This is a genomic window from Mixta tenebrionis (genome assembly GCF_006517625.1).
Lineage (GTDB): Bacteria > Pseudomonadota > Gammaproteobacteria > Enterobacterales > Enterobacteriaceae > Mixta > Mixta tenebrionis.
Window position 1 is genome coordinate 75,677 of record NZ_VHQI01000013.1, and the last position, 12,405, is coordinate 88,081.

Below are 12,405 nucleotides of genomic sequence, written 5' to 3' on the forward strand. Positions count from 1 at the left end.
GATTGTTATGTTTTGCCTCGAAGCCAGTACCGCTGAGGAAACGGTGTGAATTACATTTTTATTTTTATTTTACTGCTGCCGCTAAAATGGATAAGAAAACTGTTCCATAAAAAAACCGGGCGCAATCTGGTAATTCAGACCGCTAAAATCGGCGATTTTATTAATATCACGCCGCTGCTGGCCTACCTGCAGCGCAGCGATGCGCTGCTCAGCCGTACCGTCGCGCCCCTGGCGCAAAACGACGATACGCTGCAGGAAATCTGGTATATCGAAGATCACAAAAACAGCCTGCGCGCTAAAATTGGCCTGGCGCTGCAGCTGATGAATCGCTACGACAATGTTTATCTGCTGCACCCAAACAACATCAATCTTTTTTATGCCGCCTGCTGTAACGCGGGAAATAAGCGTTTCCTCTCCAGCTATCGGCGTAGATGGTATCAGGCGCTGTTCTACTGGACGGCCAGCGGCACCGTAAAACATGAAAAGCATACGCTGACGCTAGAAAACTATCTTAAGCTGGGAGATCCGCGGCTGACTAAGGACAGCTACCCAAAGCACGCCACCCGTCCGCTCTGTCCGCTTGCCGCTATTCCGGCAGCGCTGCAGCGCCAGGACGGGATCAAAATCGGCCTGAGCATTTCCGCAGGCAATCAGGCAAAAACTATTCCCCCGGTTATCTGGCAGCGCCTGTTTGATCGGCTGGCCGATCTGCCCTGCCTGTTTTATATATTCGGCTCGCCTGGCGAAATGGAGCGGCTGCAGGCGCTCTATCAGGTGGTGGGAGAACGCGATAATATTATCAGCCTGATTGGCGATATCCCGCTGGAGGGGCTGCCGCATGCGATCAGCATGATGGACTTTTACATCGCCTCAGATTCCGGTAATGTTTATATCGCTGACGCCGTTGGCGTGCCGGTGATTTTGATCTACGGCCCCTGCTGCATAGAAGAGCAGCGCCCGTTAGGCGATGTGCTGTTGATTGGCCCCGATCGTATCGCGCCTTCCTCGTTTGTTTTCGCCGCACAATATCGTTTTCCCTATCCGGCGGAACAGCTTTACGCGCTCGATCGGCACAGGCTTGATGATATCCATGATTTTATTGCCGCACGCCAGCCGCACCGGCTGCGCCAGACCAAACTTCATTAACCATGACTCAACTTTCTGACACCGCTTCCCCTTTGCTGAGCGTTATCGTTCCGATGTATAACGCAGGCGAGCTGTTCGACAAGTTTATGGCGTCGCTGCTGGCGCAAACCTTTAACCGTCTTGAGGTCATCATCGTGAATGATGGCTCGACGGACGGCAGCGGCGAACGGGCGGCGGAGTACGCTGCGCGCTATGCGCATATCAGCGTGATCGATCAGCAGAACGGCGGCGTCTCCCGCGCGCGCAACGCCGGCCTCGCGGTAGCGCGCGGCAAGTATGTTACCTTTCCGGACGCCGACGATACCCTTTCGCCCGCCCTCTATCAGACGCTGGTAGAGATGGCGGAACAGGATGAGCTGGATGCCGCCCAGTGCAACGCCGAGTGTTTCTATACCGGCAGCCAGCGCGTCAGAACGCTGATCCCTCACGATCGGCTGACCTCGACCGGCGTGCTGGACGGCGCCGCCTGGCTAAGCAAGGCGCTGGCAACCCGCCGCTACCTGCACGTGGTCTGGATTGGCATCTATCGTTTATCGCTGATCAAATCCTGTAACTTGCTGTTTGAACCGGGGCTGCACCACCAGGATATCCCCTGGACGACGGAATTTATGCTTAACGCGCGCCGGGTACGTTATACCGACGTAGCTTTGTATCGCTATCATGTCCATGACCAGTCTATCAGCAACCGCAAACGTACCGGCCAGCGCAACGTGGAGTACCAGCGTCATTATCTGAAAATTGCGCGTATGCTGGAGGAGATAAATCAGCGCTATCGCGGAAAAGTAACTATTTATCCTGAGTTTCATTATCAGATAACCCATGAAGCGCTAAGCGTTTGCCACTCGGTGCGTCGTGAACCGGAAGCCGCCGCGCGTCAGGCGATTATTGCTGATATCTTCGCCACCCAAACCCATCGTCGAATGTTACGCAATGCGCGTGGTCTGAAGCAGTGGTATCAGCTACTACTCTGGCTCTGTCGTCTTTATCGCTGGCGCCAGCGTTAACGACAAAACGGGAGAAGCCTGTGCGGCGCTTTTCCCGCAGTTAGCTTTCCCCTAGAATCGGCTCACTTGATCCTGAGACAGGTTTTGTATGGCAACTATCCCTGCATCCTTTACACCGCGTACTATTCTGGTGATTAAACTACGCCATCACGGCGATATGCTGCTAACGACGCCGGTCATTAATGCGCTGCGCCAGCGTTATCCCGACGCTTCGATTGATGTGCTGCTTTATCAGGAAACATCTCCGATGCTACAGGCGCATCCCGCCATACGTCATCTGCATCGGATCGACCGTAAATGGAAAAAGCTGGGCGCCTGGCAACAGCTAAAGCATGAGCTGGCGCTGGTAAACGCCATTCGGCGCAGCCGCTACGATCTGGTTATCAACCTGGCCGATCAGTGGCGCAGCGCGCTGATTACGCTGATTTCCGGCGCGCAGGAACGCATCGGCTTTGCCTACAACAAGCGCGATAACGCTTTCTGGCGTCTTTGCCATAACCAGCTGGTTGCCGCCACAAGCTTTAATCAGCTGCATACCGTTGAGCAGAATCTGCTGGCGCTTTCCCCGCTTGGCATACCGACGAACCATGTCCCCGTCTCAATGCATTACGCTCATCAGGAGTGGCTGGCTACGGAGCAGCTGCTGCTCCAGCGCGGCGTTAATGGCCCTTACGTAGTGATTCAGCCCACCTCACGCTGGGTATTCAAATGCTGGGATGATGAAAAGATGGCGGCATTAATCGATCGGCTTAATCAGCCCGACCTGAAGATTGTATTAACCGCCGCGCCGGATGCGAAGGAGATGGCAATGATCGAGCATATTCTGTCGCTTTGCCGCAACCCGCAGGTTACAACCATCGCCGGCCAGCTTAGCCTGACGCAGCTGGCGGCGCTGATCGATCATGCCCGGCTGTTTATCGGCGTCGATTCTGCGCCGATGCATATGGCAGCGGCGCTGCAAACGCCCTGCGTGGCGCTGTTTGGCCCAACCAAACTTCAGCACTGGCGTCCGTGGGGTGAAAACAACCGCGTTATCTGGGCCGGCGATTACGGTCCGCTGCCCGCGCCGGACTCTATCGATACGCAAACCGAACGACGTTATCTGAGCGCGATTCCGGTTGATGACGTGGTTGCAGCCGCAAGGAGTTATCTGGATGCGTAATATTCGCCTGGCGATCGTTCGCCAAAAATATCGCCCTGACGGCGGCGCCGAGCGCTTTATTTCACGGGCGCTGGAAGCGCTGAACCATGAACGACTCGATCTGAATATCATCACGCGCAGCTGGCAGGGCACGCCAAAGCCGGACTGGCGCCTGCATATTTGCAACCCGCCTCAATGGGGACGGGTATCACGCGAGCGCGGTTTTGCCGCCGCCGCGCGCGCCTGCTGGCAGCGTGAACGCTTTGATATCGTACAGAGCCACGAGCGAATCGCCGGCTGCGATATTTTTCGCGCCGGGGATGGCGTCCATCGCGTCTGGCTGGAGCAGCGCGCGCGCATCGTCTCGCCGCTGCAGCGCCTGAGCGCCTCGCTCAGCCCCTACCATCGCTATGTACTGCGCGCGGAAGAGGAGATGTTTCACTCCTCCGCCTTAAAAAAGGTGATCTGCAATTCAGAGATGGTCAGGCAGGATATTATCCGCTGCTTTAATCTGCCGCACGAGCGCATCACGGTGATCTATAACGCTATCGATGCACAGCGCTTCCAGCCCGCAACCGAGGCTACCCGTCACGCGGCGCGGCAGCAGCTCTCTATCCCTCAGCAGGCCGTGGCGCTGATTTATGTCGGTTCAGGCTTCGAGCGTAAGGGGCTGAAGGCGGCGATCGAGGCAATAGCCCATAGCGATCGCTATCTGATCGTCGTCGGCCAGGATAAGCGCCAGTCGCGCTATCAGCAGCTGGCTAACCAGCTTAACTGCTTGGATCGCCTGCGTTTTGTTGGCGTTCAGCAGGATGTTCAGCCCTTCTACCATGCGGCGGACGGTCTGATTTTGCCCACGCTCTACGATCCTTTTCCGAATGTTATTCTGGAAGCGATGGCCTGCGGCCTGCCGGTGATTACCAGCACCGGCTGTGGCGGAGCGGAATTTATCGCGCAGGGCAGGCAGGGCTTTGTCTGTGACGCGTTAGATATCAAGGCATTACACGAAGCGGTAATAGCTATTCCCGCTAAAGTAGAGAATTCAACGATGGGAGACGCGGCACGCGCCAGAATTTTGCCTTATACGCCGCAGCGGCTGGGCGCTGAGCTAAATTCGCTTTATCAGCAGCTGCTGGCAGGCTCGGCGGAAGTTAGATGAGCGCCGGCGCGTTATCTGCTAACATGCGCATTCCGCATATTTTGCCCAGGTTTGACGCATAAGTGTCGTAAAGATCGGTATGACGACGATTTACACCACCCTGCTTTACCTTATCCAGCCCCTGATTTGGCTGCGCCTCTGGCTGCGCGGTCGTAAAGCGCCTGCCTATCGTAAACGCTGGGCTGAACGCTACGGTTTCTGCGCAGGAAAAGTCAGCCCCGGCGGCATTCTGCTGCATTCGGTTTCCGTAGGAGAAACGCTGGCGGCGGTGCCGCTGGTGCGGGCGCTGCGTCATCGCTATCCAACGTTGCCGATTACCGTCACTACCATGACGCCAACCGGCTCGGAGCGCGCGCAGTCGGCCTTCGGCAAAGATGTCCATCATGTTTACCTGCCTTACGACCTGCCCGACGCCGTTCATCGTTTTCTTAATACCGTCGATCCGCGGCTGGTCATTATTATGGAGACCGAGCTGTGGCCGAATCTGATTAAGGCGCTGCACGATCGCCAAATACCGCTGGTCATCGCTAATGCGCGTCTGTCGGCGCGCTCGGCGGCTGGCTACAAAAAGCTGGGGAAATTTATGCGTCGTCTGCTGCAACGCATTACCCTGATAGCCGCGCAGAATGAAGAGGATGGCGCACGCTTTATTGAGCTGGGCCTGAAACGTTCCCAGCTGGCCATCACCGGCAGCCTGAAATTCGATATTTCCGTTACGCCGGAGCTGGCGGCGCGGGCGATCACGCTACGTCGTCAGTGGGCGCCGCGCCGTCCGGTCTGGATCGCCACCAGCACCCACGAAGGGGAAGAGAGCATCATGCTGGAGGCGCATCGTCGCCTGCTGGCGCGCTTTCCCAATCTGCTGCTGATCCTGGTGCCGCGTCATCCGGAGCGTTTTGAGAGCGCGCGGGAAATGACGCAAAAAAGCGGCTTCAGCTATACCTTACGCAGCAGCGGCGAAATTCCTTCCGGTACGACTCAGGTGGTGATTGGCGATACCATGGGCGAGCTGATGCTGCTGTACGGCATTGCCGATCTCGCCTTTGTCGGCGGCAGCCTGGTGGAGCGCGGCGGTCATAATCCGCTGGAGCCGGCCGCACATGCGATTCCCGTGCTGATGGGGCCTCACACCTTTAACTTTAAAGATATCTGCAGCAAGCTGAAACAGGCCGATGGTCTGATCACCGTAACGGATACCGCCTCGCTGGTGCATGAAATCGCCAACCTGTTGGTTGATGATGACTATCGGCGCTATCACGGACGCCATGCGGTGGAGGTGCTGCATCAAAACCAGGGCGCATTGCAGCGCCTGCTTCAGCTACTCGAACCCTATCTGCCGCCACGGAACCATTAAATGAGCACTCGCCAACGCCTCTCCGTCGTGACAATCGTTAAAAACGAAGCTGAGCTGCTGCCCGCATGTCTCGCCTCGGTTAGCTGGGCGGATGAAATTATCCTGCTGGATTCCGGCAGCAGCGACGATACGCTTGCCGTCGCGCAGCAGCACGGCGCAAAGGTTTTTCAGTCACAGGAGTGGCCCGGCTATGGCAAACAGCGTCAGCTGGCGCAGTCGTACGCCAGCGGCGATATGATTTTGATGATCGATGCGGATGAGCGCGTGACGCCAGAGCTGCGTGCCGCTATTGAGCAGGTGCTTAACGGCGCGCCGCAGTCGGATATCGTCTACAGCCTGGGGCGATTGAACCTGTTTTTAGGCCGCTTTATGCGCCACAGCGGCTGGTATCCTGACCGCGTGGTACGCCTCTACCCGCGCGCCTATCGCTATAACGATCATCAGGTTCATGAGTCGCTGGAGACGGGAAAGGCGCAGGTAATACCTTTGCCGGGCCATTTACAACATCTTACCTGCCGCGATTTTTCAGCTTTTCAGCGTAAGCAGCTGGCCTACGCTACGGCCTGGGCGCAGCAGCGATATCAGCAGGGCAAACGCTGCGGCGTTTTTTCTGTTTTCAGTCATACGCTGGGCGCTTTCTGTAAAACCCTGGTGCTGCGCGCCGGTTTTCTCGACGGGCCTCAGGGCTGGATGCTGGCAGTGGTGAATGCGCAATATACTTTCAATAAGTACGCGGCGCTGTGGGCGCTGGGTCAGTCAGCGAATGGAGATAAATCATGAGCACCAAAGCTATCTATCCCGGCACCTTTGATCCTCTGACGAACGGGCACTTGGATATTTTAAGCCGCGCCGCGATGATGTTCGATCATATTATTCTGGCTATCGCCGCCAGCCCGTCCAAAAAGCCGATGTTCAGCCTGGAAGAGCGCGTTACGCTGGCGCGGCAGGCTACCGCACATCTGGCTAACGTAGAAGTGACCGGCTTTAGCGATTTGATGGCGAACTTTGCCCGCGAGCAGCAGGCGAATGTGCTGGTTCGCGGCCTGCGGGCAGTGTCCGATTTCGAATATGAACTGCAGCTGGCGCATATGAACCGCCACCTGCTGCCTGCGCTGGAAAGCGTATTCCTGATGCCCTCCGAAGCTTACTCCTTTGTCTCTTCTTCGCTGGTAAAAGAAGTCGCGCGTCACGGCGGCGAGGTAAAAGCCTTTCTGCCGGAGCCGGTTTATCAGGCGCTGCTGGCGAAACTGGCGTAGTTAAATATTGATGCCGGACATCGATCTGGCGTTATATACAATAATACATTTCGTTTTTGATGATTAAATCATCCTCAGCAGCTTATTAAGATGGTGGGCGCGTCGGCGTCGCGGCGCCGTTACCCTGGGGAGGAAATATGTCGATTGATAATATTGCTTTTGCCGATCTCTATCGTCAGCAGTGGGCGCTTAACGGGCGAACGGAAAAAGCGCCCGAACACTGGGACAGGCGCGCGGAAAAGCTCGCCCAGGGCTGCGACCATCCTGATAACGCCTACCTGAGACAGCTGCTGGCGAAGATCGACCTGCAAGGCGCCGCCACGCTGCTGGATATGGGCTGCGGCCCCGGCTCCGTCTGTCTGCCGCTGGCGGATAAACTGACGCATGTCTATGGCGTCGATTACAGCCAGGGCATGCTGCAGGCGGCCAGAAAGCGCGCGCAGCAGGCCGGCGTTGATAACCTCAGGCTAATACGACGCGCCTGGGAAGAGAACTGGGATGATCTGCCGGTGTGTGATATTGCCGTTGCCTCGCGATCGACGCTGGTTGCCGATCTGGCGCAGGCGCTGGCAAAGTTAAATCAAAAGGCGCGGCTGCGGGTTTATACCACGCATCTGGTCAGGCCCTACTTTATTTCGCCGCTTATCCAGCGCCTTCTGGGGCGTGAAGTTACTGCATATCCCACCTACATTTACGCCGTTAATCTGCTTTACCAAATGGGCATTTATGCCCACGTTGATTTTATTCGCGACCCACGTCTGCCGCCCGACCCGGAAGATTTTGAACGTTTTGCCGAAAGCGTAAGCTGGTCAGGCGGCACGCTCAGCTGCGAGGATCGGCAACGTCTGTATGAGCTCTGGCAGCAACAGCGCCGTCAGGGAACGCTATCTACCTTGATTCCGCCGCGCGACTGGGCGCTGGTGTGGTGGGATAGCTCTTCCACCGCGGGCGTATAACCATCACCGCGGGCGATAACTATCACCGCGGGCGTATAACCATCACCGCGGGCGTATAACCATCACCGCGGGCGTATAACCATGATATTTCGCTCCGCCGCTCAGATTGCAACGGCTAACCTCTGCGCCCTGATTCGTGCCANTAACCATGATATTTCGCTCCGCCGCTCAGATTGCAACGGCTAACCTCTGCGCCCTGATTCGTGCCATATTCAGTTACGCCTGTTTCTGCTCTTTGCCGCACGGAACGCCGTTTTAGTGCTGGCAGCAACGACAGAAGAAGGTGCTGCGCTGTCCGTGTTTGGCGCTCTCGATGGGCGCTCCGCATACGCGGCAGGGTTCGCCTGCACGCCCATACACCTGTAGCTGCTGAGCAAAATAGCCGGGCTTGCCGTCGCTTTGCAAAAAGTCGCGCAGCGTCGTGCCGCCCTGCTCAATGGAGCGCAGCAGTACCGCCTTGATGGTTTTCACCAGCAGCGCCGCCTCTTCTGACGACAGGGACATAGCCGGTCGATCGGGCAAGATCCCGGCGGCGAACAGCGATTCGCTGGCGTAAATATTTCCCACGCCCACCACCAGCTTATTATCCATCAGCCAGGGCTTGACCGCGGTGCGCTTGCCGCGCGATTTTTCAAACAGATAGTCGGCGTTAAAAGCGGCGCTGAGCGGCTCCGGCCCCAGGTGCGCCAGCACATTGCTGGCCTGTAAATCATTGCTCCAGAGCCAGGCGCCGAAGCGACGCGGATCGGTATAGCGCAGCACTTTGCCATTGCTCATCACCAGATCGACATGATCGTGTTTCGCTGCCGGGATCTCTTCCGGCAGTACGCGCAGGCTGCCCGACATGCCCAGATGGATGATAATCCAGCCCTTCGGCAGCTCCAGCAGCAGATATTTTGCGCGCCGCTGCACGCTTAACACCGGCTGATCGCTCAGGGTATGAATCTCCTGCGAGACAGGCCAGCGCAGCCGTGGATTACGCACCACGGCATGCAGAATTGTCTCTCCAACCAGGTGCGGTTCAATGCCGCGACGGCTGGTTTCTACCTCAGGTAATTCAGGCATGGCAGCTCCCCCACGTTTTATGTTCTCATAAAAACAAAAAACCCGGCCGAAGCCGGGTTTTCCGTGGAAGCCGCAATTATTTAATTTTGGCTTCTTTGTACATCACATGCTGACGTACAACCGGATCGAACTTTTTCAGTTCCAGTTTTTCCGGCTTAGTACGTTTGTTCTTCGTGGTGGTATAGAAGTGACCTGTACCAGCAGAGGAAACCAGCTTGATCTTCTCACGAATACCTTTAGCCATGATTCAGTTCCTTAGTACTTCTCACCACGGGCACGCAGATCGGCCAGAACCGTATCAATGCCCTTTTTATCAATTACACGCATACCTTTAGCAGATACGCGCAGGGTAACGAAACGCTTCTCGCTCTCAACCCAGAAACGGTGAGAGTGCAGGTTCGGCAGGAAACGGCGTTTCGTCGCGTTCATTGCGTGGGAACGGTTGTTACCGGTCACCGGACGCTTGCCAGTTACTTGGCAGACTCGTGACATGTCAATTCTCCAAAAATCAAATCAGCTCGAGCTTTAAAAATTAGGTCTTGGCCGCCTCGTCAGGCTGGTAGCCCATCCAGGCGAGTTCGATGCGAACCCGCTGAGCAGGCCTAAACGCCAAACCCGAGATTCTCAAAGGTGGCGTAGTATACGCCTTGTCGCGTCGGTGCTCAAGTCCCGAACAGATAAAGATCCCTCCGGATCGCCGCAACAGCGCAGGAATGAGGCAATTTTAACCATTAAAGCCAGCCTCTTTCGGCGAAAGAAACGTATTCGCCTTTTCCAATAACCAGGTGATCTAACACGCGAATATCCACCAGCTGGCAGGCCTGTTTAATCTGTTGTGTAATATCACGGTCGGCGACGCTCGGCTCCGCATGGCCGGAGGGATGGTTATGCGCCAGAATCATTGCGGCGGCGTTAAGCTTCAACGCCGCCCGGACGATTTCGCGCGGATGCACCTCTACGCTGGAGATAGTACCGGAAAACAGCTGCTGCGCCTGTAAAACCCGATGCTGATTATCAAGAAAAATAGCCATAAAGATCTCCCGCTCCTGGTGCGCCAGCACGCTTTGCAGATAGCGTTGCGTAATCTGCGGGTTTTCCAGCACATCTTCCCGCATCAGCTGCGCATCAAAAAAGCGGCGCGCCAGCTCCGCCACCGCGTGCAGCTGCGCCAGCTTGGCGTTACCGATTCCTTTTATCGCGCTAAAAGCGCTTTTATCCGCGCTCATCAGCAGATAAAGCGAGCCAAAAGTCATCAGCAGTTCGTTAGCCAGCGCCATAACCGGTTTGCCGCTGGCGCCGGTGCGTAAAAAAATAGCCAGCAGCTCGGCGTCGCTTAACGCCGCAGCGCCTTTTTGATCGAGTTTTTCCCTTGGCTTCAACATGCGCTTATTCCCCCGCCGGCGCTGTTACGCATCCAGCCGTAACTTTGCCTCCGACATTGAAAACGCGCCAGCGGTCAGACTTTACTTCTCGGCATCGCTCGCAAAGGTGGCGGGATGCTAAACGGCCCGGCGGTAAGAATATGGTAAAATGGCGCTATAGTGTTGCCGCCAGGCATCTCAGCAGGTTTGATAAGGGCAGACATGAAAATGATGGGCTTAACCGGAAAACATATCGTAGTCGGCGTCAGCGGCGGCATCGCCGCTTATAAAACGCCAGAGCTGGTACGCCGCTTACGCGATCGCGGCGCGGAAGTACGCGTCGTAATGACCCAGGCGGCAAAAGCCTTTATTACCCCATTGACGTTGCAGGCGGTTTCCGGCTATCCCGTCTATGACGATCTGCTCGACCCGGCGGCAGAAGCGGCAATGGGGCATATCGAACTGGGCAAATGGGCCGATTTGGTCATTCTTGCTCCCGCTACGGCTGATTTGATTGCGCGCGTAACGGCAGGCATGGCGAACGATCTGGTAACCACAACCTGCCTGGCTACCGCTGCGCCGATTGCCGTGGCGCCCGCCATGAATCAGCAGATGTACCGCGCTCTGCCAACGCAGGACAATCTACAGCGCCTTGCCGGGCGCGGCGTAATGATTTGGGGGCCGGACAGCGGCAGCCAGGCATGCGGCGACGTGGGGCCGGGGCGCATGCTCGACCCGCTGGCGATTGTCGAGCGTGCCGTCGCCTGGTCGACACCGACTAACGATCTGCAACATCTCAATATTATGATTACCGCCGGCCCTACGCGCGAAGCGCTCGATCCGGTACGCTATGTCACTAACCACAGCTCCGGCAAGATGGGCTTCGCCATCGCCGCCGCCGCCGCAGCCAGAGGCGCAAACGTCACGCTGATTGCCGGGCCGGTCGCGCTTGCCACGCCCGCTGGCGTGCGGCGCATTGACGTCACCAGCGCGCTGGAGATGCAAAAAGCGGTGATGGCGCAAATTACTCAGCAACAGATTTTCATTGGCAGCGCAGCCGTGGCAGACTATCGCGCAGCAGACATCGCGGTGGAAAAAATAAAAAAACAGGGTGATGAAATCACGCTGAAAATGGTAAAAAACCCCGATATTGTCGCCGGCGTCGGCGCCATGCGCGAACAGCGCCCCTATGTCGTAGGGTTTGCCGCTGAAACCCGTAATGTGGAAGAATACGCCCAACAAAAACGTGTGCGGAAGAATCTGGATCTTATCTGCGCTAACGATGTTTCTAAATCCGGGCAAGGTTTCAACAGCGATACCAATGCTCTTCACCTTTTCTGGCAGGAGGGAGAAAAAGTTTTGCCGCTCATGGGTAAAACGCTCCTTGGCCAGCAGTTATTAGACGAGATTGTCAGCCGTTATGATGAAAAAAATCGACGTTAAGATTCTTGATGCGCGTGTAGGTAAAGAATTTCCTCTGCCGACCTATGCCACCTCCGGCTCCGCAGGGCTGGATCTGCGCGCCTGCCTTGATGCTCCGCAGGAGCTGGCGCCGGGCGCCACTACGCTGCTGCCAACCGGCCTGGCGATTCACATCGCCGATCCTGCCCTGGCGGCTGTAATTCTGCCGCGTTCAGGTCTTGGTCATAAGCATGGCATCGTACTGGGCAACCTGGTTGGCCTGATTGATTCCGATTATCAGGGCCAGCTGATGGTGTCGGTCTGGAACCGTGGTCAGGAAAGCTTCACGATTCAGCCCGGCGAACGTATCGCCCAGCTGGTTTTTGTTCCGGTCGTGCAGGCGGAATTTAATCTGGTAGAAGATTTTGACGCCAGCGCGCGCGGTGAAGGCGGCTTCGGCCATTCAGGTCGAAATTAAACGCGCCACCACTACCCTCCGTAAACCGAATTATTAAATTTTCAGCACCGTGAGAGCCTTTCCCACGAGTGCTGCGTGGGCCTG

The 12,405-nt window shown here is 56.6% G+C and carries 14 protein-coding genes; 10 read left to right on the plus strand and 4 right to left on the minus strand.

Annotated elements, in window-relative coordinates:
- The first annotated feature begins 45 nt into the window (after nt 1–45).
- The 8 genes from FKM52_RS18085 to FKM52_RS18120 all read left to right on the plus strand — a co-directional run bounded on the left by FKM52_RS18085 (nt 46) and on the right by FKM52_RS18120 (nt 8,016).
- Nucleotides 46–1,146 (plus strand): glycosyltransferase family 9 protein, encoded by a 1,101-nt coding sequence (locus tag FKM52_RS18085; RefSeq protein WP_141177553.1) that lies wholly within the window; start codon nt 46–48, stop codon nt 1,144–1,146.
- Between the two features lie 2 nt (nt 1,147–1,148).
- On the plus strand, nt 1,149–2,150 hold the full coding sequence (locus tag FKM52_RS18090; protein WP_141177554.1) for a glycosyltransferase: 1,002 nt from the start codon (nt 1,149–1,151) through the stop codon (nt 2,148–2,150).
- 88 nt (nt 2,151–2,238) lie between these two features.
- Nucleotides 2,239–3,312 carry a putative lipopolysaccharide heptosyltransferase III gene (rfaQ, locus tag FKM52_RS18095; protein ID WP_141177555.1) on the plus strand — a complete coding sequence of 358 codons (1,074 nt, stop codon included), beginning with the start codon at nt 2,239–2,241 and terminating at the stop codon, nt 3,310–3,312.
- Nucleotides 3,305–4,450 (plus strand): glycosyltransferase family 4 protein, encoded by a 1,146-nt coding sequence (locus tag FKM52_RS18100; protein ID WP_141177556.1) that lies wholly within the window; start codon nt 3,305–3,307, stop codon nt 4,448–4,450. The genes rfaQ and FKM52_RS18100 overlap by 8 nt, the downstream gene beginning before the upstream one ends.
- Before the next feature lie 79 nt (nt 4,451–4,529).
- On the plus strand, nt 4,530–5,804 hold the full coding sequence (gene waaA, locus FKM52_RS18105; protein ID WP_141177557.1) for a lipid IV(A) 3-deoxy-D-manno-octulosonic acid transferase: 1,275 nt from the start codon (nt 4,530–4,532) through the stop codon (nt 5,802–5,804).
- Nucleotides 5,805–6,584 (plus strand): glycosyltransferase family 2 protein, encoded by a 780-nt coding sequence (locus FKM52_RS18110; RefSeq protein WP_141177558.1) that lies wholly within the window; start codon nt 5,805–5,807, stop codon nt 6,582–6,584.
- Complete coding sequence (gene coaD, locus FKM52_RS18115; protein ID WP_141177559.1) at nt 6,581–7,060, plus strand: pantetheine-phosphate adenylyltransferase; 480 nt, start codon at nt 6,581–6,583, stop codon at nt 7,058–7,060. Before FKM52_RS18110 ends, coaD begins: the two co-directional genes overlap by 4 nt.
- Nucleotides 7,061–7,197: 137 nt before the next feature.
- Nucleotides 7,198–8,016, plus strand: coding sequence for a class I SAM-dependent methyltransferase (locus FKM52_RS18120; protein WP_141177560.1), 819 nt, complete (start codon nt 7,198–7,200; stop codon nt 8,014–8,016).
- Between the two features lie 255 nt (nt 8,017–8,271).
- On the opposite strand, the gene mutM is transcribed toward FKM52_RS18120, so the two are convergent.
- The 4 genes from mutM to radC form a co-directional block, all read right to left on the minus strand.
- Nucleotides 8,272–9,081: a bifunctional DNA-formamidopyrimidine glycosylase/DNA-(apurinic or apyrimidinic site) lyase gene (mutM, locus tag FKM52_RS18125; protein WP_141177561.1), complete on the minus strand. Its 810-nt coding sequence runs from the start codon at nt 9,079–9,081 to the stop codon at nt 8,272–8,274.
- A 76-nt stretch (nt 9,082–9,157) separates the two neighbouring features.
- Nucleotides 9,158–9,325 carry a 50S ribosomal protein L33 gene (gene rpmG / locus FKM52_RS18130; RefSeq protein ID WP_013094893.1) on the minus strand — a complete coding sequence of 56 codons (168 nt, stop codon included), beginning with the start codon at nt 9,323–9,325 and terminating at the stop codon, nt 9,158–9,160.
- A gap of 11 nt (nt 9,326–9,336) precedes the next feature.
- Nucleotides 9,337–9,573: a 50S ribosomal protein L28 gene (rpmB, locus tag FKM52_RS18135; RefSeq protein ID WP_038629143.1), complete on the minus strand. Its 237-nt coding sequence runs from the start codon at nt 9,571–9,573 to the stop codon at nt 9,337–9,339.
- Nucleotides 9,574–9,812: 239 nt separating this feature from the next.
- Complete coding sequence (radC, locus tag FKM52_RS18140) at nt 9,813–10,463, minus strand: RadC family protein (RefSeq protein ID WP_141177562.1); 651 nt, start codon at nt 10,461–10,463, stop codon at nt 9,813–9,815.
- A gap of 207 nt (nt 10,464–10,670) precedes the next feature.
- Between radC and coaBC the strand changes: the two genes are divergently transcribed.
- Together coaBC and dut are read left to right on the plus strand one after the other, a co-directional pair.
- On the plus strand, nt 10,671–11,885 hold the full coding sequence (coaBC, locus tag FKM52_RS18145; RefSeq protein ID WP_141177563.1) for a bifunctional phosphopantothenoylcysteine decarboxylase/phosphopantothenate--cysteine ligase CoaBC: 1,215 nt from the start codon (nt 10,671–10,673) through the stop codon (nt 11,883–11,885).
- Nucleotides 11,863–12,321 (plus strand): dUTP diphosphatase, encoded by a 459-nt coding sequence (dut, locus tag FKM52_RS18150; RefSeq protein ID WP_167519778.1) that lies wholly within the window; start codon nt 11,863–11,865, stop codon nt 12,319–12,321. Before coaBC ends, dut begins: the two co-directional genes overlap by 23 nt.
- The last annotated feature ends 84 nt before the right edge of the window (nt 12,322–12,405 follow it).